Consider the following 22,279-nt stretch of genomic DNA (forward strand, 5'->3'; position numbering starts at 1 on the left):
GGATGAAAAACGCCCCGGCGCGTCTGGCACCAGGGCGCTGGGTGCTGCACGGCTCAGCCTTCGGCGCGCAGGGTCACGTCGCAGCCCAGGCGCGTGATGACTTTCTGGATTCCACGACGCGCGGAGACATTGATCACCAGCGGCGCCATGAAGTTAGCACGCATCCCGGCAGTTGCCGGGTTGCCCGCTTCGCCTTCGTCCTTGCGCACAATCACGGCGACGAAGGCATCGGCAGGGTTCGTGAGCTTGAGCTGTGCCACTTCGTCGTCCGAGAGACCGAACTCGTAGTTGACGCCAAGGCGTTCGGCCCCGGTGATAGAAAAGACCGCCGCAGGATTGTCGAGACTCTGCAGCTGGAACAGGGACGCGGTGGAGCCATCCTCATGAACCAGCGCAAAGTTCCTGCACTCTTCGAAACCGGGGAGTCCGGCCGGGAACTCGATCACCTTGTCATCGGGAATATCGACGCTGCCGAACACCTGACTTTCGATTTTCATTGAGCTCTCCTCTGGTTGATCTGCTTTCGGCATCCTGGCATGAGCGCGCGCAAGGCGAGCCGGGCCGCTACTTGCGCGGAGCCAAGATCATGCCATCCAGCTTGCGTTCGCGGCGAATTTTTTCCTGTGCCGCGATCGCGGACTCGCGGTCCGGATAGGGGCCGAGCACGACGCGGGCCTGCAGATGTGCCGGGTAGCCCTTTCGCTCGAGATCCCGACGCATGCCTTCGGCATTGGCCGTATCGAGGAACACGCCGAGCTGGATGAGGTAGCCGGGCCCGGGCGGCGGTCCGGCCGGCAGACGCGGCGCAGCGGCGCGGGACGAAACCTCGGCCGGTTCCGCCGGCGCAACCTCAGAGGTGGCGACCGGGGCCGCCGGAGCCTCGGCCGCCTGCGCTGGCACGGGGGGAATCGAGGGCAACGCAGGGACGGTTGCAGCGGTCCATCCCGGCGGCGACGCCTCGCGGGCGACCATCGCACCGGCGGGTTCGGCCGCCAGCGGTACGGCTCGAGCCTCACCTGCCGGGTCCTGCCCGGTTTCGGCGGGCGCCCCCTGCTCCGCCACGACTGGCGCCGCCTCCACCACGGCCGGGGCTGCAGGCGCTGCGCTGACCGCTTCGGAGGCCTGCGGTTCGGCAGGCGCGGGAGCGGTGGGCAAGGCCTGAAGCACCGCCGTTTCGCTGCCCTCGACCAGCCACAGCGACGCCGTCAGGGCCATGAGGGCGACGATTGCGACCAAGGCCCGCTTCAGGCTGGCCTTGCGCAAGGTTTCCGCATCGGCGCCCGCGCGGTCTCCCGCGGTGAGCGATCGGCTCACGACGCGTTCCCGGGCTCGCCGCTCTGGCTGCGCGCCAGCGATTGCACGAGTTCGGCCTCCGCAACGGTGATGCCGCAGCGCTCGGCGATCGTTTCGGCGTCCAACCCGCGTCGGGCGAACACCAGCGCCTCGTTGTATTCGGGCGACGCGCCGCGTGTCGCGGGATCCGCATCGGCCTGTTCCCTGTGCGCACGCAACTGCTCGCGGATCTCGTCGAGTTGGCGGCGCAGTTCGGCCAGCGCGTTACCCTGCTGCTCGAGCTCACGCCGCAACTGACGGACTTCCAGCTCGTGCTGGAATGCGTCCGGGGCAGCGTCCGGGGCAACGTCTGCGCCGGCAGGTGCAGGCACGGGGCGGCCGACGCCGTAGAGAGGGCCTGGCTCGTCATCGTCATCGCTTCCGGCGACAACGATATCGGCAGGTTCGGGCTCCTCGGTTGGCACATCGGTTGGCACATCGGCCGGCGGTCCGTCCGGCGCGGGCGCGGAAGCATGCTGCGCACGCGATGCGCGGTAGAGCTGGTAGCCGACATAGACCGCGAGGAGCGCGATTGCGGCGAGGATGAGTTCACGCAGTCCCATTCGACCTCACGCGGGGGGCAGGACAAGAAGGATCGTGCATCGGGAAGGCAAGCCGGGACGGGTGCGACGATGGACAAGTCGGGGATAATACTGGCGCCCCACCCTCCCGACAATGCAGATGACCTTCGATCCCGCGCTCGCCCTGTTCTGGCTCAAGAAGACCGTCTCGATCATGGTGCAGCCGCCGCTCGCCCCCCTGCTCGTCATCGCGGCCGGCCTGCTGCTGACAGGGCGCCGGCGGCGCGCCGGTCTGGTGCTGGCCTGGCTTGGCGTTGCGGCCACGCTGCTGCTTTCGGCGCCGGCAAGCGTCGGCTGGCTGCTGAATGGACTCGAGACGGCGCCGGTCGTCGATGCGGCGGCGATGCGCCAGGCACAGGCCATCGTCGTGCTCGGGGCCGGCAAGCGGCGCCATGCGCCGGAATACGGCGGCGAGACGGTCAACCGCTGGGCGCTGGAACGGCTGCGCTATGCCGCGCGGCTGGCACGCACAACCGGGCTGCCGGTGCTGGTCAGCGGTGGCACACCGACCGGCGACGTGCCGGAAGCGGTGCTCATGCAGGCGGCACTGGAAGAGGATTTCCGCGTTCCCGTGCGCTGGGTCGAGAAGGTATCGCTCGATACGCAACAGAACGCCCGGTTCTCGGCCGTGCAACTGAGTGCCGCGGGCGTGCGCCGCATCCTGCTGGTAACCCACGCCGTGCATATGCCGCGGGCGCAGGCGGCGTTCTAGGACGCGGGGCTGCAGGTCATCCCGGCCCCGACGGCGTGGCTGGGCGGAACGGGCGCGGACGACCAGGTGCTGGGCGAGCTTCCCGGGCCGACCTCCGCCTACGCCGGCTGGTACGCTGTGCACGAATGGCTGGGGCTGCTGGCCTACCGCCTGACGCGGTGAGCGGGAACTGCCCGCCGGGAGCAGGATCACACCCTTCACGTTTGCGTTTCAATACCTGCTTGCCTATAGAAGCTCATTGAACCGGCAACCCAATACCATTCAGCCCGAGCCCGTCGCAACCCTGCCCTTCGACAAGCTCAGGGCGAACGGATGGTGATCTGTTAAATTGCCGTGTTAATAAACTGCCGTGTCAATAACGGGCGCCACGAAAGCTGCGGCGGGCCTCACCGGAGGATGCAATGACGACCGTCGCCACATCCGCAGCACCACCCACCGTCGAAACAACCGTCATTCCGCGCGCGAGCGACCTCGGCGGCGGCTTCAAGGTTCTGCGCGTGCTGCCCTCGGCGCAGCGGCGCATGGTCGGACCTTTCGTGTTCCTCGACCAGATGGGCCCGGTGCAGCTCGAAGCCGGCAGCGGTCTCGACGTGCGCCCGCATCCGCACATCGGGCTCGCGACCGTGACCTACCTGTTCGACGGCGAGATCCTGCACCGCGACAGCCTCGGCAGCGTCCAGCCGATCCGCCCCGACGAGCTCAACTGGATGACTGCGGGCAGCGGCATCGTGCATTCCGAGCGCACGCCGCCCGAACTGCGCGCGGCCGGCCCCCGGGTGTCGGGCCTGCAGGCCTGGGTCGGACTGCCGGAGCGCGACGCGGAGATGGCGCCCGCGTTCGCGCACCACGGCGCCGCCGAACTGCCTGTCATCACCGAACCCGGCATGCGTATCCGCGTGATCGCCGGCGAAGCGTTCGGCGTGCGCTCGCCTGCCGAGACGCGCTCGCCGATGTTCTACGCAGACGTCACACTGGTCGCGCAGCAACGCCTGCACGTCCCGTCCGAGCATGAGGAGCGGGCGGCCTACGTCGTCGAGGGCGCGGTGCGCATCGACGGGCAGGCCTATCCGCCCGGCCAGCTGCTGGTGTTCGCACGCGGCGCCGACGTGACACTTTCGGCGCTGGGGCCGACCCGCCTGATGCTGCTCGGCGGCGAACCGCTCGACGGCCCCCGCTTCGTGTGGTGGAACTTCGTCGCCAGCACGCGCGAACGCATCGAGCAGGCCAAGGAAGACTGGCGAGCGGAGCGCTTCGCCCCGGTGCCGGACGAAACCGAACGCATCCCGCTGCCCTGACGGCGACCCCACCACTGGAGAAAACGATGAGCTCGACCCTCAACGAGGAAGGACGCAACCTGCTGTTCCGTGACGCGCGCACGCACAACGAGTGGCTGGACAAGCCGGTCAGCGACGACACGCTGCGCGAGCTGTACGAGCTGATGAAGTGGGGCCCGACCAGCGTCAATTGCTGCCCCGCGCGCATCCTGTTCCTGCGCACCCCCGAAGCGAAGGCCAGGCTCCTGCCGGCGCTCGCACCGGGTAACGTCGAGAAGACGCGCAGCGCCCCGGTGACCGCGATCATCGGCTACGACGGGCGCTTCTACGACATGCTGCCGAAGCTGTTCCCGCACACCGACGCCCGCGCCTGGTTCGTCGATACGCCGGAACTCGCCGAAGTCACGGCGCGGCGCAACAGTTCGCTGCAGGGCGCCTACCTGATCGTGGCCGCACGCGCGGTCGGCCTGGACTGCGGCCCGATGTCCGGCTTCGACCAGGCCAAGGTCGACCACGAGTTCTTCCCCGCCGCGCCGAAGGACGGCAACGCGTTCAACCAGGAGTACTTCCCGGACAGCCACGTGAAGACCAACTTCATCTGCAACCTCGGCTACGGCGACGCGACGAAGCTTTTCCCGCGCAGCCCGCGGCTCGACTTCGACGAGGCTTGCAAGCTGCTTTGAACGGTTCGGCAGTCCGGAGCGGGCGCCAGGGAACACCCGGCGCCTGCCGAAGGACCGGTACGCCTCACGCGCCGCGGAACCCCGGCTTGCGCTTTTCGAGGAAGGCAGTGATACCCTCGACGAAGTCGCCGGTTGCGCTGCAGCGCGCGAAGGCCTCGGCCTCGCTCTGCAGCTGGGTCTCGATCTTCGCATCCGCCGACGCAGTCAGCAGGCGCTTGATCTCGCCGTAGGCGTGGCGCGCTCCGTTCTGCAGGCGACCGACCAGCGCAGCGGTTTCGGCGTCGAGTTCGGCAGCCGCGACGACACGATTGACGAGGCTCAGGCGCATGGCCTCGGCGGCATCGAAGCGGTCGCCCAGCAGCAGCAGTTCCGCCGCCTTGCGCCGCCCCACGATGCGCGGCAGGAACCACGACATGCCGCCGTCGGCGGACAGGCCGATCGACGAATAGGCGGTCGTGAACTTCGCGCTGTCCGCGCACAGCGCGAGGTCGCAGCCCAGCATCAGCGACAGGCCGAAGCCCGCGCAGGCGCCGCGCACCTTGGCGATCACCGGCTGCGGCAGGGACTGCAGGATCTCGACCGCCGGATTGATGTGCTTCTCGATGATCGCGCGGAAGGCCACCATGCGCGCCTGCGGGCCCAGATGGAACTGGGTCGCGAAGTCCTTGAGGTCGCCGCCGGCCATGAAATGATCGCCAGCCCCGGTGACCACCACGACGTCGATATCCTTCAGGTCGCGCAGCGCGCGCGTGGCATGCAGGAAGTCTTCCATCATTTCGATGGACAAGGCATTGAGCTGCGCCGGACGGTTCAGCGTGAGGGTCGCGACGCGGTTTTCGACGGTCAGCAGTACGGTGTTGGCCATGAATATCTATCCTTCCCTGTCATGTCTGCCGCGTCGTCAGGATGTGGCGTTCGCGGCCTTGGATTCTGGCCTTGTAGTATGCCGCGATCCTGCATGGGTTGTAATCCGGCCGGAGCGGGGGCGGAGTGCAGGCCTGAAGGTCGTGGCCTGCGGCTGCCCTCGGTCGGAGCGCCCGACGGGGCGGCGATGCAAACTCGCCCTGCGGGCTCAGACATGCATCGCCTTGTTTCCCCGTCGCGCACTCCGCCCTCGGCACGACCCGACAGGCCCGCACCCCGCCCCCACTCCGGCCTCGCGTCGGGGTTTTCCCGAGGCCGTAAAACCTCTTGGGGATTGCTTCAAAGGCGCTCGAACACCCCTGCAGCCCCCATGCCGGTGCCAATGCACATCGAAATCATGCCGTAGCGCAGGTTCGCATCGCGCTGCATCGCGTTCATCAGCGTCGCGGTGCGGATCGCGCCGGTCGCGCCGAGTGGATGCCCCAGCGCGATCGCGCCGCCGAGCGGATTGACCCGCGCAGGGTCGAGCGACAACTGCCGCATCACCGCCAGCGACTGCGCGGCGAAGGCCTCGTTGAGCTCGATCCAGCCGACCTCCCCGAGCGCGACGCCGCCCGCCTTCAGCGCGCGCGGGATCGCCTCTACCGGCCCGATCCCCATGACCTGCGGAGGCACGCCCGCGACGGCGTAACTGACGAAGCGTGCGATCGGCGTCGCGCCGTAGCGCTTCACGGCCGCCTCGCTCATCAGCAGCACCGCGCCGGCGCCGTCGGACATCTGCGAGCTGTTGCCCGCCGTCACCGAACCGCGCGCCGCGAACACCGGCTTCAGCTTGCCCAGCGCCTCCAGCGACGCATCCGCGCGCGGCCCCTCGTCGGTATCGACGACACGCTCGATCACGCGCACCGCGCCGCCCTCGCCGGGCACATGCGCGCGCACCGTATAGGGGCTGATCTCGTTGCGGAAGAGGCCCGCCGCGATCGCCGCGCACGCACGCTGGTTCGAGTGCAGCGCGAAGCTGTCCTGATCCTCGCGGCTCACCTTCCACTGCTGCGCGACTTTCTCGGCCGTGAGCCCCATGCCGAAGGCGATGCCGACGTTCTCCTGCTTCGCGAAGATCGCCGGGTTGAGACTCACCTTGTTACCCATGATCTGCGGCATCGCGCTCATCGATTCGGTGCCGGCGGCGATCATCACGTCGGCCTCGCCCAGCCGGATGCGCGCCGCCGCGTCCGCGACCGCCTGCAGCCCGGACGAGCAGAAGCGGTTGATCGTGATGCCCGGCACGCTGTCGGGCAGGCCCGCCAGCAGCAGGCCGATGCGCGCGACGTTCATGCCCTGCTCGGCTTCCGGCATCGCGCAGCCGACGATCACGTCGCCGATCTCCTGCGCGTCCAGCCCCGGCACCTTCGCGACCACCGCCGACAGCACGTGCGCGAGCATGTCGTCGGGTCGCACGCTGCGGAACAGGCCGTTCCTCTTGGCGACCGGCGTACGCGTCGCGGCGACGATGTAGGCTTCCTGAATCTGTCTGCTCATATCGTTTTCCCCATCGATTGCGAAGGTTAATTCCTGAGGGGCTTGCCGGTTTCGAGCGTGTGCGCGATGCGCTGCTGCGTCTTCTCCTGCTTCAGCAGGTCGACGAACAGGGCACGCTCGACGTCGAGGATCCATTGCTCCGGCACGCGCGAATTCGTCTCGACCTCACCACCGCACAGCGCGGTGGCCGCCGCCTTCGCGACCTTGTAGTCGTAGGGCGAGATGAAGCCGCCCTCCGCCATGTTCACGAGCAACAGCTCGCAGGTCGCGATGCCGTTGCGGCCCGCGACCGTCACCGCGCGCTGCACGAATGGCGGCCGGTAGCCGGACTCGGCGAGCGCGCGCGCGCGGCGGATGCCGACGTAGAGCAGCTCCTGCGGGTGGAAGACGACATCGTCGGACGGCTTGGCGAAGCCGAGCTGCACGGCCTCCAGCGCGCTCTTTGCGACGGTCGCCATCGCGATCGTCTGGAAACTGTTCTGGATGTACGGGAACACGTCGCCGCCCGCGGCCTTCTGCGCCGCGTAGTGGGCCTGCAGCGCGAACTCCTTGCTGCCGCCGCCGGCCGGGATCAGGCCGACGCCCGCCTCGACGAGGCCGACGTAGCTCTCCAGCGCCAGCACGCGGTGCGCCGAATGCATCGCAAACTCGCAGCCGCCGCCCAGCGCCATGCCCTGGATCGCCGTGACCACCGGCACCTGCGCGTGCTTGAGCGTCATCGATGCGCGCTGGAACTTCGCGACCGTGCGCTCCAGCATGTCGAACTGCCCGGCCTGGCACGCCGCCGCGACCTGATGCAGGTTCGCGCCGACCGCGAAGGGCGCCGGATGCCACAGCACGACGCCATCCAGATCGCGCTCGGCACGCGCGACCGCCTCCAGCAGGCCGTCGAGCACCTCGTCGCCGATCGCGTGCTGCTTCGACTTGAAGGACAGGATGCCGATGCGCGCGTCCTGGTCGGGGCGCGTCCACAAGCGCACACCGCCGTCGCTGACGTTTCCATTTTCCCACAGCGTCTCGCCGCGGTCCGCCGACGCCTCGCCCAGCACCTGCTCGGGATAGAGCTGACGCTTGTAGACGGGCAGTGCCGGACGCGGCTTGAGCGCCTTCGTCGTCGCCGAGTACGAACCGCCGGCCTCATGCACGCCCTTGCGCTCGAACACCCAGGCCGGCAGCGGCACCTTCGCCATCGCGCGGCCGTGATCGATGTCGAGCTGGATCGCCTTCGCGATCTCGCTCCAGTCCGCCGCCTGCCAGGTCTCGAACGGCCCCTGCGCCCAGCCGAAGCCCCAGCGCATCGCCAGATCGATGTCGCGCGCGTTGTCGGCGATGTCCCCGAGATGCACCGCGCAGTAATGGAACACGTCGCGGAAGATGGACCACAGGAACTGCGCTTCCAGCAGCTCGCTCGCCGCCAGCAGCGAGAAGCGCTCGACCGGATCCTTGGTCTTGAGCATCGTCTCGACCGCCGGGATCACGTCGCCCGCGCTCGGGCGGTAGTCGCCGGTCTTGAGGTCCAGCACCTGGATCTGCCTGCCGTCCTTGCGATAGATGCCGGCGCGCGTCTTCTGCCCCAGCGCGCCCTTGGCGATCAGCTCCTGCAGCCAGTCGGGCACCTTGAAATGCGCGTGCCAGGGGTCGTCCGGCAGCGTCGCCTGCATCGTGCCGACCACATGCGCGAGCGTGTCGAGGCCGACGACGTCCGCGGTGCGGTAGGTCGCGCTCTTGGGGCGGCCGATCAGCGGGCCGGTGAGGCCGTCGACCTCGTCGAAGCCCAGCCCGAGGCGCGCCGTGTGGTGCATCACCGCGAGGATGGAGAACACACCGACGCGGTTGGCGACGAAGTTGGGCGTGTCCTTCGCACGCACGATGGATTTCCCGAGCCGCGTCGTCAGCCAGCTTTCGAGCTGGTCGAGCATCGTCGCCTCGGTGTCGCGCGTCGGGATCAGTTCGACCAGCGACATGTAGCGCGGCGGGTTGAAGAAGTGGATGCCGCAGAAGCGCCCGCGCAACGCGGCGGGCATGCCCTCGGCGAGCGCGTTGATCGACAGCCCCGAAGTGTTCGACGCGAAGATCGCGTCCAGGCGGATGAAGGGCGCGACCTTCGCGTACAGGTCCAGCTTCCACTCCATCTTCTCTGCGATCGCCTCGATGATCAGGTCGCACTCGCGCAGCTTCTCGAGGTCGCTGCCGTAGTTTGCCGCGTCGATGAAGCCGGCCCGGTCCTTTGCCGCAAACGGCGCGGGATCGAGCTTCTTCAGGCCGGCGAGCGCCTTGTCGACGATCGCGTTCGGCTTGCCGTCCTTCGCCGGCAAGTCGAACAACAGCACGGGCACGTCGGCGTTCGCGCAGTGGGCGGCGATCTGCGCCCCCATCACGCCCGCACCGAGCACCGCGACCTTGCGGATGATGAAATTGCTCATGCCAACTCTCCGGTCAATGCACGTGACATACCGTCGGCGCGGCCGCGGCCCACGGCAAATGCTGCTTTCTTCTTTTTAGCGGATGAATGCGGCGGATGCCGCGAAAAGGGACGGCGACCGGATGCGGCCGCCGTCCGTCATCCCGGGGGATCAGAACGCCATCGAATACTGGGCGCCGAGGATCCACACGCTGGAGTCGTACTCGCCCGTCACGCGGCCGCGATTGGTGAGCGGATTCGCGGTGATCTGGTTGTTGTCGATCTTGGTCTTCGGCACGTAGAGGTAGGCGGCGCCGAGGTCCAGCGTGTTCGTCTTGCTCACCTTCCACTGCGCGCCGGCGCTGAACCATGTGCGATCGTTGTCCGGCAGCGACACGAGGCGGCGCTGCTTGTCCCTCACCGGCGTCTGGTCGAACGCGATGCCGAATTTCAGCTTCCACGCATCATCGAGCTTGTAGTTCGCCCCCAGCGCGACGCGCCAGGTGTCCTTGAACTCGGTGTGCAGCGTCTGCGCGATCTGGCCGTTCAGCGGACCCGAAGTGCGCTCGATGTCGACCTTCTTGATGCTGCTCCAACCCGTCCAGGACAAGTCGCCGAGCATCTCCCAGCGGTCGCTGAGCTTCTGCGTCGTGCTGACGATGAAGGTGTCGGGCAGGTCGACATCGACGTCCGAATCGCTGCTACCTGCCGCATTGAGCAGGGCGCTGGGACCCGACACCTTGACGTCGCCCTTCAATTTGTGCTCGACCTTCGAACGGTAGGAAACACCGACCTTCGTCGACGGCGACAGCGTGAACAACGCACCGACGTTCCAGCCCCAGGCGTCGTTATCGACATCCAGCTTGGCCGTCGATGCAGACAAGGCTCCCGGGGCAATGCCGACGACGCGCTCGTACTGGGCATCCATGCGCTGCCAGTTCAAGCCGATGCCCAGAGACACCTTGTCATTGACCCGGTAAGCGAGCGACGGGTTGATGTTGATCGTCTCGATCTCGAACTTGGTCGCCTGCGCGGCACCGACCCACTTTCCGCCATAGTCCGTCACGAGGCCGAACGGCGCACCGATGCCGACGCCGAGATAGAGGTCCTTGTTCAGCGCCCACGACAGGTAGGCGTTCGGAATTGCCGCCCAGTCACCCGCGTCGTCGCCGTTACCCGACAGCGCACCGCCCACCGAGCCCCTGTTCTTGAATTCGAAGCTCGGCCGCACCGCGGCAACACCCAGCGAGATCTCGCGCGCCTGCAGTTGCGTCATGCCGGCCGGGTTGAAGAAGATCGTGCTGGCGTTCTCGGCGACCGCAGCCGACCCAGCGTAGGCGTTGCCAATGCCGCTGGCGTTCTGCTCGAGCAGTTGGAAGCCGGCGGCCGACGCAGTGCCGGAACCCAGCGCGAGTAGTGCGGCGGGAAGCAGGCGGGCAATCGTCGTTTTCTTCATGTGTCACATCTCCTCGTGAATTGTCTGTGCAATTTCGGCGCTGCAACTCCGGACCCGCAGCGCGGATCTCCCCGGATATCCGCACGAACCCCGGCGCCGCGGGGCCGCACGAAATGCTTCGAATACGATCACGCAGGCGGAACGGGCCGCTTGCGCCCCTTGTCGTCGAGCGCGACATAGGTCAGCGTCGCCTCGGTGACCTTCACGACCACCGGATTCTCGGGGTCGCGTTCGGCATAGACCTCGACGTCTACAGTGATGGAAGTGCGCCCCACGGACACCACTTCGGCATAAAAACTTACAAGGTCGCCGACCGACACCGGCTGCTTGAAAACGAAGGAGTTCACCGCCACCGTCGCCGTACGGCAGCGCGCACGGCGATGCGCGGGAATCGCGCCGGCGATGTCGACCATCGCCATGATCCAGCCGCCGAACACGTCGCCCGCCGGATTCACGTCGGCCGGCATCGGCATCACGCGCAAGGCCGGCTGCTTGTTCTCGGGAAGTTTCACCGGCTCGACTGCGTCGTCGCTCATAGGACTCTCCTCATGCTCGTCCAGCATGCACGATAGCACCAACCCGACCGTCGGAAGCCTTGCCGGACAAAGTTTTCCCCGATTCCGGGGAATAATGCAGCGGCCCGCCCGTGAAGGGGGCGAAACCCGTCCCGAATATCACCCCGGCATCGGCGAGATCCGCATCCGCGACCACCCCCGCTTCCACGCAACGCCGCGCCGCCGCGACGAGCGGGGCGACGATGCGCTCCGCGAGCCCGGCAGGGATCGTCCCCGCCGCGCCCTTGTGCGCCTTGCCGTCGGCCCAGCGGTAGTAGCCCTGCCCGCTCTTGCGGCCGAGATTTCCTGCCGCAACGAGCTCCATCAGCCGGCGCGGCGGCTCCGCCCCCGCACCCGCAAGCGCCTTGCCGGCCGCGACCGCGATGTCGAGGCCCACGGTATCGACCAGCTCGACCGGCCCCATCGGCATGCCGAAGGCGAGGAGCGCGGCGTCGACCGTCTCGGGCGCGACGCCTTCCTCGACACAGCGCAGCGCCTCCAGCATGTAGGGGCCCAGCACGGCGTTCACGAGGAAGCCGGGCGCGCTCGCGACCGGCAGCGGCAGCTTGTCGATGCGCCGCACGAAGGCCGCCGCGCGGCGCAGCGCCTCCTCGTCCGCCCCCTCTCCGTGCACGACCTCCACCAGCGGCATCAGCGCGACGGGGTTGAAGAAGTGGATGCCGACGAGGCGGCGCGGGTCCGCCAGCGCGGTCGCGATGTCCTCGATGCGCAGGCTGGAGGTGTTGGTCGCGAGCACCGCGTCGGGCTTCGCGCGCCGCTCGATGTCCGCAAACAGCGTGCGCTTGGCTTCCAGGTTCTCGAAGATCGCCTCGATCACGAGGTCCGCGCGCGCGGCGCCGTTGCCGGCCGGGTCCGGGATCAGGCGGTCGAGCGCGAAGCGCACCTGCCGCTTGTCGCCGCGCGCCTTGCGCTCGAAGAACTTCGCCGCGCGCGCGACGGCAGGCGCGATGCGTTCGACGGACTGGTCCTGTAGCGTCACCGTCATGCCGGCCCACGCGCACAGCGCGGCGATGTCGCCGCCCATCACGCCCGCGCCGACGACATGCACGTGGCGCGGCGCGAAGTCGCTGTCTTTTCCAAATCCCTTCAGGCGCTCCTGCAGGAAGAACACGCGCACGAGGTTCTTCGCGGTCGGCGAGCGGAAGATGGCGTCGAGCGACGCGGGGTCCTCCGCCGGCACGGCGAGCGCGTTGCCGCCGTATTTTTGCCAGATGTCGAGGATCGCGTAGGGCGCGGGGTAGTGTTCGCGCCGCGCCTTCGTTGCGACTTGCTGGCGGGCCTTGTTCGCGACGAGCGCCTTCAGCGGGCCGTTCAGCAGTTTCTGCATGACGGGCAGCGCGCGCGGCGTCTGGCCGGAGAGTACGAGCATGCGCGCGGCGTTCTCCATCACGCGCGGCGGCACGCATTCGTCGGCGAGGCCCAGCTTCTTCGCGCGGCGCGCGTCGACGCTCTTGCCGGTAAGCATCAGGTCGAGCGCCGCCGCCGGGCCGATCAGTGCCGGCAGGCGCTTCATGCCGCCCCAGCCCGGCACGATGCCCAGCATCACCTCGGGTAGCGCGAGCTTGGTGGCGGGTTCGTCGACGACGATGCGGTAACGGCATGCGAGCACGAGCTCCAGTCCGCCGCCGAGGCAGTGGCCGCGGACCAGCGCGAGCGTCGGGAATTTCAGCCGCGCGAGCCAGTTGAAGAGCTCCCAGCCGCGCTGCACCAGATCGCGCGCGCCCTGCGCCGAGTCGATGCGCGTGAATTCCTCGATGTCGGCGCCGGCAACGAAGCCGGCCGGCTTCGCCGAAGCGATGACGAGCCCCTTCGGCGGATCGGCTTCGAGCTGCGCGAAGACCGTGGCGAGTTCGTCGAGCAGTTCGCGCGACAAGGTGTTGGTGCTCGCGCCGGCGCGATCGAGGTACAGCCACGCGAGGCCGTCTTGATCGCCCTTGCGCGCGAGCACCAGATGCTTGAAATCGCTCATCACAGCGCCTCCACCAGCATCGCACCACCCTGCCCGCCGCCGATGCAGATGCTGGCGATGCCGCGCTTCAGGCCCTCCCGGCGCAGCACGTTCAGCAGATGCAGCACGATGCGCGCGCCGCTCGCGCCGACCGGGTGCCCCTGCGCGATCGCGCCGCCATCGATGTTGAGCTTCACCTCGCCGAGACGCCCGAGGGCATCCGCAAGCCCCAGCTCGTCGCGGCAGTAGTCCGCATCGTCCCACGCGCGCAGGCAGGCTATCACCTGCGCGGCGAAGGCCTCGTTGATCTCCCATGCATCGATGTCGCCGAGCGCGAGGCCGTGGCGCTGCAGCATCGGTGTCGCCGCATGCACCGGCCCGAGGCCCATCTGCGCGGGGTCGAGGCCCGCCCACTGGCTGTCGGTGATGCGCCCAAGCGGCACGAGGCCGTGGCGCTCGACCGCTTCCGCGGACGCAAGGATCAGCCACGCTGCGCCGTCGGTGATCTGCGAGCTGTTGCCGGCGGTCACGCGGCCGTACCTGCGGTCGAAGAAGGGTTTCAGCTTCGCGAGGTTCTCGGGTGTCGAGTCGGCGCGCACGCCGTCGTCATCCGCATACACCGTGCCGTCGGCAGCGATCAGCGGCACAATCTCTCCGAAATGCCCGGCCTCGCGCGCGGCGAGCACGCGGGTGTGGCTGCGCGCAGCGAAGGCGTCCATCTCGGCGCGCGAAATACCGAAGCGGTGCGCGAGGTTCTCGGCGGTCTGGCCCATCAGCTGGCCGACGACGGGGTCGGTGAGGCCCTTCATGATGCCGATCACCGGCGCGAGGTAGCCGGGCTTGAAGCGGCGCAGCGCGGCGACCTTCTCGCCGAGGGTCTTCGTCGCGTACCAGCCCGAGAGCCAGCGCACCATTGCATCAGAGAGCAGCAGCGGCGCGCGCGACAGCGCATCCGCCCCGCCCGCGAGCACCAGCGCCGAGCGCCCGGCCCGGATGTTTGCGATCGCCGAATCGAGCGCCTGCATGCCCGAGGCGCAATTGCGCATCACGGTCCAGCCCGGCACCTTCTGCCCGCAACCCATGCGCAGCGCGACGACGCGGCCGATGTTGACCTCGTCCGGAGAAGGGCTCGCACAGCCCAGGATCACCTCGTCGAGCTGGTCCGGCGCGAAGCGCTGGCGTGCGAGCAGGGCTGCCCCCGCCGCGGTCGCGAGGTCGGAGGCCGCGAACGGCCCCGGCGTGTTGCGCGACTTCAGGAAGGGCGTGCGTGCGCCGTCGATGATGTAGACGTCTTCCGTCATGCCGCGGCCTTGACCGATGCGGACGCCTGCGGCTCGATGTGCGCGAGCGCGGCACGCAGGCCGAAGTCGTAGGGGAAATCGTCGACGCGGATCACCTTGTCGCGCAGCTCGCCGCGACGCTTCAGCAGCGCGAATTCGTCGGCGCTGATCACCCCCGCTTCGAGGGCGCGCTGCCACACCGCATCGACGCCACCGCCGACCGTCAGGCCCGGTTCGAAGCGGCCTTCCTTCTGCGCGCGGCGCACCTTGGCCTCGATGGGCTCGGCGGCGATGGTCGCAGCGAGCGCCGCTTCCAGCGCGCCGACCGGCTCCTCGACGTCGTCCGTCAGATACACGTCCGAGGTCAGGCGGTCGCGCGTCGCCGAAGGCTCGATCAGCAGCTTCGCGACCTCGTGGCCGAGCTGGTCGGACGGCACGACGTAGGGGCGCCCGAGCGGGAACACGACGATGCGGCGCAGGAGCGTCGCGAAGAGCTTGTTCGGGAAGTTCGCGATCACGCCTTCGAAGGCGTTCTGCGCCTTGAACATGCAGTCCCAGATCGCCCAGTGCATCAGCGGCGCATCGGCCGCCTGCCGCCCTTCGGCCTCGTAGCGGCGCAGCACCGCGGAGGCGAGGTACATCAGCGACAGGATGTCGCCGAGGCGCGCGGAGAGCTTCTCCTTGCGCTTCAGCGCGCCGCCCATCGTGCCCATCGACAGGTCGGAAATGAACGCGAACGCCGCCGAGAAGCGCGTGAGCTGCTGGTAGTAGCGCCGCGTTTCGGGGGCGATGTCGCCAGGTGCGGCAACGAAGTGCGAGCCGGTGATGCCCATCACCAGCGCACGCGCGGCGTTCGACACAGTGTAGCCGACGTGGCCCCACAAGGCCTCGTCGAAGGCGGCGAGGTCATTCGCCTGCGCCGCGTGCATCTCGTCCAGCACATAGGGATGGCAGCGGATCGCGCCCTGGCCGAAGAGGATCAGGCTGCGCGTGAGGATGTTGGCGCCCTCGACGGTGATGCCCACCGGGATCTGCTGGTAGGCGCGCCCGAGCATGTTCTGCGGTCCGAGGCAGATGCCCTTGCCGCCGATCACGTCCATGCCGTCATTGACGGTCTGGCGCGCGCGCTCGGTGACGTGGTACTTGACGATGGCGGACACCACCGAGGGCTTCTCGCCGAGGTCGACCGCGCCTGCGGTCATCACGCGCGCGGCGTCGCTGAGATAGGTGTTCGCGCCGATGCGCGTCAGCGCCTCCTCGACGCCCTCGAAGCGGCCGATCGCGGTCTTGAACTGGTAGCGCACGCGCGCATAGGCGCCGACCGCGCGCGCCGTCATCTTCTGCATGCCGGTGTTGGAGCCCGGCAGCGAGATCGAGCGGCCCGCCGCGAGGCTCTCCATCAACATGCGCCAACCCTGCCCGGCCATCCTGGGCCCGCCGATGATGAACTCGAGCGGCATGAAGACGTCCGTCCCGCGCACCGGGCCGTTCATCCAGATGCCGTTGAGCGGGAAGTGACGGCGACCGGTGTCGACGCCCGGATGCTCCGAAGGCACCAGCGCGCAGGTGATGCCCAGGTCCGGCTCGGCGCCGAGCAGGCCGTCCGGGTCGTACAGGCGGAAGGCGAGGCCGAACACCGTGCACACCGGCGCGAGCGTGATGTAGCGCTTGTCGAAGGACACGCGCATGCCCAATACCTCGCGCCCCTGCCATTGCCCCTTGCACACGACGCCCGCGTCGGGAATGGACGCGGCGTCGGAGCCCGCCCACGGGCTGGTCAGCGCGAAGGCCGGGATCTCGAGGCCCTTCGCGAGGCGCGGCAGGTAGTGCGACTTCTGTTCGGGCGTGCCGTAGTGCAACAGGAGCTCGGCCGGGCCGAGCGAATTCGGCACCATCACCGTGATCGCCGGGGCCGAGGCGCGCGTCGACAGCTTGGTCACGACCTGGGAGTGCGCGTAGGCCGAGAAACCCTTCCCGCCGTACTCCTTCGGGATGATCATGCCGAGGAAGCCCTGGTCCTTGATGTACTGCCACACCTCGGGCGAGAGGTCCTGGCGCAGGTTGTCCTGCCAGTCGTTGGTGAGCCGGCACAGCTCGCTCGTCTCGTTGTCGAGGAAGGCACGCTCCTCGGGCGTGAGTTTGGGCCACGGATAGGCCAGCAGCGTCGACCACGCCGGAGCGCCGCGGAAGAGCTCGCCCTCCCACCACACGGTGCCGGCCTCTAGCGCGTCACGCTCGGTCTGCGACATCGACGGCAACGCCGCGCGGAAGGCGCGGAAGATGGGCGCCGTCACGAGCGCACGGCGCACGGGGCGCAGCAGGAAGACCGCCATCACGCCGGCAAAGACCACCAGCGCCGCGACGATTGCCGCCGGCGCCCACCCCCCGGCCCAACCCGCCGCCGCCAGCCAGACCAACCCGACCCCTGCCCAGGCAAAAAGGGGCGCTCGCCCGTAGGCGAGCGCGATTGCCAAGGGAGGGAGCAAAGCGATGAACCACCAGATCATTGTCGTCTCCTCGATCGTATTCGTTCCGCCTGCGTCCGGCCGGCCACGGTCTGCGCCGCCCCGGACGGGCCTGCATTCAATTCACGGGCGCGTCGGCGCGCCCTTGCCGTTTTCCCCCGGCACACCCTGCCCCGGCAACGGTGCGCGCAGCCCGCCGAGCAGGAAGGACATCAGGCGCGGCAACAGCCGCTCGGGGGCCGCGTCGTCGAACTTGCCGGCAAAGAGCTGAAGCGCATCGGTGCCGGCGATCGCGTAGGACATCGCCCCCATCATGAAATGGAAGCGCCACAGGATTTCCTCCCGCGGCACGTCGGGCAGCGCGCGGTACAGCGCCGTGAGGAAGCGCTCGACTGCCTCGGCATATTCCTCGGCGAGGAACTGGCGCACGAAGCCGTTCGGTTCCGTATAGGTTCGACCGAGCAGGCGCATGAAAGTGTGGCCGCCATGCTCGGTGTCGGCCGCCATCTCCAGCGCGGTGCCGAAGAAAGCCTCGACGATGCGGCTGGGCTTGAGCGGCGCACCCTTCGCTTCCGCCTCCAGCCGGTCGAGCTTCGCCAGGCGCTGGCGGTTCAGCTCGGTGAGGCGGCGCTTGAACACCTCCTGAATCAGTGCGTCCTTGCTGCCGAAGTGGTAGTTCACCGCGGCGATGTTCGCGTCCGCGCGGCTCGTGATCATGCGCATCGTCGTCGCCTCGAAGCCGTGCTCGACAAACAGCGCCTCGGCCGCATCGAGGATGCGGTCGCTGGTTTCCGGGGCGGGCTGGCGTTCCGTAGGTGCGCGCATGACAGACCATGAATCAAACGATTGATTGAATCATACGTTTTATTGATAGCATGTCAAGAAATACTGATCGACGGATGCAAAGACTTGAAAACTCCGCCTCCCATCGTGAATGACGCACTGGACCACAACATGTCATAACGATAGAATTTCCAGCGGGTGCCCACCCTACTTGCACACGAGTAAAAGCAGGCGTCGTTTCTGTCATTACCAACCTCTCTATAAGCCTCGCCGTCGGGGACTTAAACGTGTGCGCCTGACCCGAATTTGGCGCGGCGTTGAGGAAAGGTTGAAAATGACAATCAAGAAGCTCGCGTTCGAGATCCAGAAACACCTCCAAACCAGCACTGGGACGGATTTCAAACGGACCCACATCTACGAGCTGCTGGCTGCGTCCTTCGGATTCAGATCCTACGCAGCGCTTTGCGCGACTGCAGTGTTCACCGAACAGTCCTTGTATGACCGACGAACCGCCGGCCATTCGGATCGCGTCAGGAATCGTTGCCTCGAATTGGGCTACTCGACCGTCGCTGCAACGACGGTCGCGTCTGAACTGCCGGCCGGCCTTGAAGACCGGCAGATCGGCGTCATCGGCATCAACAGCTTGATCGGCTACCTGAAAGATGAATTAGGGCGTGGATCCTGGATCGATGACGAGGACGATACGAGCGCAACTGAAGTACGTTGGAGATCTTCTTCTGACATGCTCGCGTCCCCCCTCATGCTTGACGGACTGAACGCCGCAGCCAGCGGTGGCAACGCCGGCGCGCACTATGCCTTGGCGTTGATTCATGACCCGTCAGAAGATGACCTGGACAGTCTGGGAGTGGGAAGCGATTACTGGTACAACCAGAGCAAGAGCGGACGCGTACTGACCGGCGTTGAAAAGGAGTGGGCCGACGCATACGCACGTCGACTGGATAGTGAAAGGCAGTATGTTTCTCACCTCCGTGAGGCAGCCAAACGAGGTCATCAGGATGCTCTTCTGGAGCTTGCCGAACGCTTCGGTGATCCGACCTTTTTTGAGCAACAAGGCGGCCCCGTCAAAGCAGCCCCGGACCGTATTGCGCGCATCGCCGAACGACTCGATCGCACCTTGGATGCAAAACGGTGGCTAACTGAGGCGGCCACTTCAGGTGACATCGAAGCCATGCGCCGCTTGATCGATGAATACGATCGCGAAGACTTGGTACGCTGCTGGACTTGGGTGTTCCTTGCTGAACTGCTTGGAGAGGATCTGACCGAGGACCAGAACGAGGCTATCCACGAGGACGGGTCAAGCTATGATGACGACCGTGGCGGCCCTATGTTCGTAGGTGTGAGGCGCGCTGGCGTAGAACTCGAACCCATAAATGCTGCCGAGGAAGCCATCGCGAGGCTGGCTGCGGACGAGTTATACAGCACTATCGAAGACTCAGACTCGTGACATGAGCTCGGCAGCGGGGTTGGTCTGTGACCGACACGATGCCCGAATTACGCCCGTTCCGTGATTACACGTTGGAACGGGCGTTTTCATTCGCCGCGCCTAGAGGCCATTTCAGCGCCTCATCATGCCTGAGGGCCAGAGCAGAACTTATTTTCAGTCGTACTCCCATCGATCGTCTGAGGCATCTCGCATTTGATTTAGGCACAAAACTGCTCCCCGAAGGAGGCTCCAAGCACGCCTTCGCGTTCTTGACACCGCTCGTGAGGTTTCTATTAAGCGCATCCATCGCGTCCCGCGGGGCGCGAATTGCCGCGGCGAAACACGCGCAGGGCGTGCCGCCCGCGCCGATCCAGGCTCATTCGGACGACCGGGGCATGCCGCGCCGCTCGCTCCATTCGCGGGCCGTACTTTCGAGGTGCTGCAGGAACACCGTCGCGACCGGCGACAGGCGCTTGCCGCGCGGGTACAGCGTGAACCAGCTCGACTGCACCGGGAAGCCTGCGACGTCGAGGATCGCGAGCTGGTCGTCGCCGGGGCGCGCCGCCAGCGCGTGGCGCGAGATCACCGCGAGGCCGAGGCCGCCCGCGACGGCCTGCTTGATCGCCTCGTTGCTGCCCAGCGCGAGGCGCACTTGCGGCACGAAGGCGTTGCGGGCGAAGTGCGCGTCGCACGCGAGGCGCGTGCCGGAACCGCGTTCGCGCAGGATGAAGCGTTCGACGGAAAGGTCCGCGAGTTCTAGCCCTTGCCCCGCCAGCGGATGCCCTTCGGGGGCGATCACGACGAGCGGGTTGGGCAGGAAGGCATGCTGCTCGAGATCGAGGTTATCGGGCGGCATCGACATGATGTAGAGGTCGTCGCGGTTTTCGCGCAGGCGGGCGACGACGCCGTCGCGGTTGAGCACCTCCAGGGCGATGTCGATGTTCGGGTGCTCGGCGCAGAAACTGCCGAGCAGGCGCGGCACGAAGTACTTCGCGGTGCTCACGAGCGCGACGCGCAGCCGCCCGCGCTCCAGCCCCTTCATCGCATCGATGCCCTGCTCGAACGCGAGCCATTCGTTGAGCATTGCACGCGCGGTGTCCGCGAGCGCCTCGCCGGCCGCCGTCAGATAGAGGCGCTTGCCGATCTGTTCGTAGAGGGGCAGGCCGACGGCATCGGCGAGCTCGCGCAGCTGCATCGACACGGTCGGCTGAGTGACGTGGCAGGCCGCGGCGGCGGCGGTGACGCTGCCGTGCTCTGCAAGCGCCAGGAAGAGGCGCAGCTGACGGAAGGTGGCGTTCATAGAGTTTTCTCGATGCACATCATCACTAATATCGATTATTTATTATTTTCACCCCTCGGTAACATCGCGGCCAACGTCAATTGCCCGAAGCTGAGCTGCGCCCCGCCATGAAAACCCATACGTCCGAAACCCAGGCCACCGTCACCCCGGCACTTGCGCTGCAGCTCCTCCGGGAGGGCAACGCACGCTTCGTCAACAACCTGCGCATGAGCCGCGACCTGTTGCAGCAAGCCAACGAGACGCGCGACGGCCAGTGGCCGTTCGCCACCATCGTCAGCTGCATCGACAGCCGCACCTCGGCCGAACTCATCTTCGACCAGGGCCTCGGCGACATCTTCTCCGTGCGCATCGCCGGCAACGTGATCAACACCGACATCATCGGCAGCCTCGAATTCGCGTGCCACGTGGCCGGGTCGAAGCTCATCGTCGTGCTCGGGCACACCTCGTGCGGCGCAATCAAGGGCGCGTGCGACCACGTCGAGCTCGGCAACCTGACCGAGCTGCTGTCGAAGATCCAGCCGGCCGTGTACGAAGAGAGCCGGACCCCGGATCCGGCGCAGCGCAACTCGAAGAATGCCGTGTTCGTCGAGAACGTGGCCGACCTGAACGTGCGCCGCTCGGTGCGCTCGATCGTGAACCGCAGCTACATCCTCGAACACATGATCGCCGACGGCCAGGTGGGCATCATCGGCGGCAAACACGACCTGGCCAGTGGCGAGGTGACGTTTTTCGACGACACCTGGTTGCACGACAACGCGTCGATGCAGTTCATTGCCGGCGAGCTCCGCTCCCGGGCTGGCTGAACGCGAGCCGCGCCATGACCGGGAAGTGGTCGGACGGATAGCGCCGGCCCGAGAACCAGGTGTCGGCGCCGGCCGCCACGGTGCGAAAGTGCGGCGAGGCGAGGATCCAGTCGATCGCCTCGCGCACCGCGGCGCGGCCGTAGTCGTGATAGGTGCCGACCGCCGCGCCCGCTTCCTGCAACACCTCGCGCAGCACGCCGCCGGCGGTGAGCTCGCGGAAGGTTTCCGAGTCGCGTTCGGAGTTGAAGTCGCCAGTGACGATCAGCCCCTCCTCCCGCGACAGCGCCTGCGCCCAGTCGCGCAGCTGCCGCGCCGACTCCTCGCGCGCCGTGCCCTGGTAGTCGAAGTGCGTGTTGAGGAAGGTGAAGCGGCTCCCGCTGCCGTCGCGCGGCACGAGCCGCACCCAGCTCGCGGTGCGCGGATAGGCCGCACCCCAGGACTGGCGACCCGGCGTGTCCGGGTCGTCGGCGAGCCAGAAGTGGCCGCGCGCGAGTTCGTCGAAGGCGGCGCGGCGGTACAGCAGCGGCGCCATCTCGATCGCCGGATCGCCCGCGCCGCCGCGCGGCACGCCGACGAATTCGTAGTCAGGCAGGGCGGCGCGCACGAACGCGGCCTGCTCGTCGTCGCGGCACTCCTGCAGACCGAGCAGGTCGGGGTCGAAGGCGCGGATGCGCTCGATCACCAGCGCCTTGCGCTGCGCCCACGCGTGCTCGCCGTCCGGCGCCGAGGCACAGCGGATATTGAAGGACATCACCCCGAGCTGCATGCTCTCCTCCCGTGCGACGCGAGGGCCCGACGCCCCCCGATGAGGCGCGCCGCAATCCTGCTTCGCCCGACTT

19 protein-coding genes are annotated in these 22,279 nt (G+C 67.5%); 5 read left to right on the forward strand and 14 right to left on the reverse strand.

What is annotated here, in order from left to right; translation table 11 throughout:
* Positions 1-53 precede the first annotated feature (53 nt).
* From fliW to F464_RS0103235, 3 genes are all read right to left on the reverse strand, one after another.
* Positions 54-497 carry a flagellar assembly protein FliW gene (gene fliW, locus F464_RS0103225; RefSeq protein ID WP_018988336.1) on the reverse strand — a complete coding sequence of 148 codons (444 nt, stop codon included), beginning with the start codon at positions 495-497 and terminating at the stop codon, positions 54-56.
* Positions 498-564: 67 nt separating this feature from the next.
* On the reverse strand, positions 565-1,314 hold the full coding sequence (locus F464_RS27780; RefSeq protein WP_018988337.1) for an SPOR domain-containing protein: 750 nt from the start codon (positions 1,312-1,314) through the stop codon (positions 565-567).
* The gene (locus F464_RS0103235) at positions 1,311-1,895 is read right to left on the reverse strand and encodes a DUF2802 domain-containing protein (protein ID WP_018988338.1); all 585 of its coding nucleotides are present in this window, start codon (positions 1,893-1,895) and stop codon (positions 1,311-1,313) included. The genes F464_RS27780 and F464_RS0103235 overlap by 4 nt, the downstream gene beginning before the upstream one ends.
* A 118-nt stretch (positions 1,896-2,013) precedes the next feature.
* On the opposite strand from F464_RS0103235, the gene F464_RS27785 reads away from it, so the two are divergent.
* From F464_RS27785 to F464_RS0103250, 3 genes are all read left to right on the forward strand, one after another.
* The gene (locus F464_RS27785; RefSeq protein WP_332309960.1) at positions 2,014-2,625 is read left to right on the forward strand and encodes a YdcF family protein; all 612 of its coding nucleotides are present in this window, start codon (positions 2,014-2,016) and stop codon (positions 2,623-2,625) included.
* Positions 2,626-3,026: 401 nt separating this feature from the next.
* Positions 3,027-3,920: a pirin family protein gene (locus F464_RS0103245; RefSeq protein WP_018988341.1), complete on the forward strand. Its 894-nt coding sequence runs from the start codon at positions 3,027-3,029 to the stop codon at positions 3,918-3,920.
* Between the two features lie 26 nt (positions 3,921-3,946).
* Positions 3,947-4,582, forward strand: a complete 636-nt coding sequence (locus F464_RS0103250) for a malonic semialdehyde reductase (protein ID WP_018988342.1) — start codon at positions 3,947-3,949, stop codon at positions 4,580-4,582.
* A gap of 64 nt (positions 4,583-4,646) precedes the next feature.
* Here the strand turns inward: F464_RS0103250 and F464_RS0103255 are convergent, their stop codons facing one another.
* From F464_RS0103255 to F464_RS0103295, 9 genes are all read right to left on the reverse strand, one after another.
* A complete protein-coding gene (locus F464_RS0103255; RefSeq protein ID WP_018988343.1) occupies positions 4,647-5,447 on the reverse strand; it encodes an enoyl-CoA hydratase/isomerase family protein in 801 nt (266 codons plus the stop codon).
* A gap of 338 nt (positions 5,448-5,785) precedes the next feature.
* Positions 5,786-6,985 (reverse strand): acetyl-CoA C-acyltransferase, encoded by a 1,200-nt coding sequence (locus F464_RS0103260; protein ID WP_018988344.1) that lies wholly within the window; start codon positions 6,983-6,985, stop codon positions 5,786-5,788.
* A gap of 26 nt (positions 6,986-7,011) precedes the next feature.
* Positions 7,012-9,408, reverse strand: a complete 2,397-nt coding sequence (locus F464_RS0103265; protein ID WP_018988345.1) for a 3-hydroxyacyl-CoA dehydrogenase/enoyl-CoA hydratase family protein — start codon at positions 9,406-9,408, stop codon at positions 7,012-7,014.
* Between the two features lie 150 nt (positions 9,409-9,558).
* Positions 9,559-10,842 (reverse strand): OmpP1/FadL family transporter, encoded by a 1,284-nt coding sequence (locus F464_RS0103270; RefSeq protein ID WP_018988346.1) that lies wholly within the window; start codon positions 10,840-10,842, stop codon positions 9,559-9,561.
* A gap of 128 nt (positions 10,843-10,970) precedes the next feature.
* The gene (locus F464_RS0103275) at positions 10,971-11,378 is read right to left on the reverse strand and encodes an acyl-CoA thioesterase (RefSeq protein WP_018988347.1); all 408 of its coding nucleotides are present in this window, start codon (positions 11,376-11,378) and stop codon (positions 10,971-10,973) included.
* A gap of 10 nt (positions 11,379-11,388) precedes the next feature.
* Complete coding sequence (locus tag F464_RS0103280) at positions 11,389-13,386, reverse strand: 3-hydroxyacyl-CoA dehydrogenase NAD-binding domain-containing protein (protein ID WP_018988348.1); 1,998 nt, start codon at positions 13,384-13,386, stop codon at positions 11,389-11,391.
* Positions 13,386-14,666, reverse strand: a complete 1,281-nt coding sequence (locus F464_RS0103285) for an acetyl-CoA C-acetyltransferase (protein ID WP_018988349.1) — start codon at positions 14,664-14,666, stop codon at positions 13,386-13,388. Before F464_RS0103285 ends, F464_RS0103280 begins: the two co-directional genes overlap by 1 nt.
* The gene (locus F464_RS0103290) at positions 14,663-17,152 is read right to left on the reverse strand and encodes an acyl-CoA dehydrogenase (protein WP_018988350.1); all 2,490 of its coding nucleotides are present in this window, start codon (positions 17,150-17,152) and stop codon (positions 14,663-14,665) included. Before F464_RS0103290 ends, F464_RS0103285 begins: the two co-directional genes overlap by 4 nt.
* Before the next feature lie 81 nt (positions 17,153-17,233).
* Positions 17,234-17,935, reverse strand: coding sequence for a TetR/AcrR family transcriptional regulator (locus F464_RS0103295; RefSeq protein WP_018988351.1), 702 nt, complete (start codon positions 17,933-17,935; stop codon positions 17,234-17,236).
* Positions 17,936-18,227: 292 nt separating this feature from the next.
* Here F464_RS0103295 and F464_RS0103300 point away from each other — a divergent pair, with 292 nt between their 5' ends.
* Positions 18,228-19,358 carry a hypothetical protein gene (locus F464_RS0103300; protein ID WP_018988352.1) on the forward strand — a complete coding sequence of 377 codons (1,131 nt, stop codon included), beginning with the start codon at positions 18,228-18,230 and terminating at the stop codon, positions 19,356-19,358.
* A gap of 355 nt (positions 19,359-19,713) precedes the next feature.
* Here the strand turns inward: F464_RS0103300 and F464_RS0103305 are convergent, their stop codons facing one another.
* The gene (locus F464_RS0103305) at positions 19,714-20,637 is read right to left on the reverse strand and encodes a LysR family transcriptional regulator (protein ID WP_018988353.1); all 924 of its coding nucleotides are present in this window, start codon (positions 20,635-20,637) and stop codon (positions 19,714-19,716) included.
* Positions 20,638-20,744: 107 nt separating this feature from the next.
* Here F464_RS0103305 and F464_RS0103310 point away from each other — a divergent pair, with 107 nt between their 5' ends.
* Positions 20,745-21,440: a carbonic anhydrase family protein gene (locus tag F464_RS0103310; RefSeq protein ID WP_018988354.1), complete on the forward strand. Its 696-nt coding sequence runs from the start codon at positions 20,745-20,747 to the stop codon at positions 21,438-21,440.
* Here F464_RS0103310 and F464_RS0103315 read toward each other — a convergent pair.
* Positions 21,406-22,206, reverse strand: coding sequence for an endonuclease/exonuclease/phosphatase family protein (locus tag F464_RS0103315; protein WP_018988355.1), 801 nt, complete (start codon positions 22,204-22,206; stop codon positions 21,406-21,408). The two genes, F464_RS0103310 and F464_RS0103315, sit on opposite strands and share 35 nt — an antisense overlap.
* Positions 22,207-22,279: the final 73 nt, after the last annotated feature.

It is taken from the genome of Aromatoleum toluclasticum ATCC 700605, assembly GCF_000378245.1.
Taxonomy (GTDB): Bacteria; Pseudomonadota; Gammaproteobacteria; order Burkholderiales; family Rhodocyclaceae; genus Aromatoleum; species Aromatoleum toluclasticum.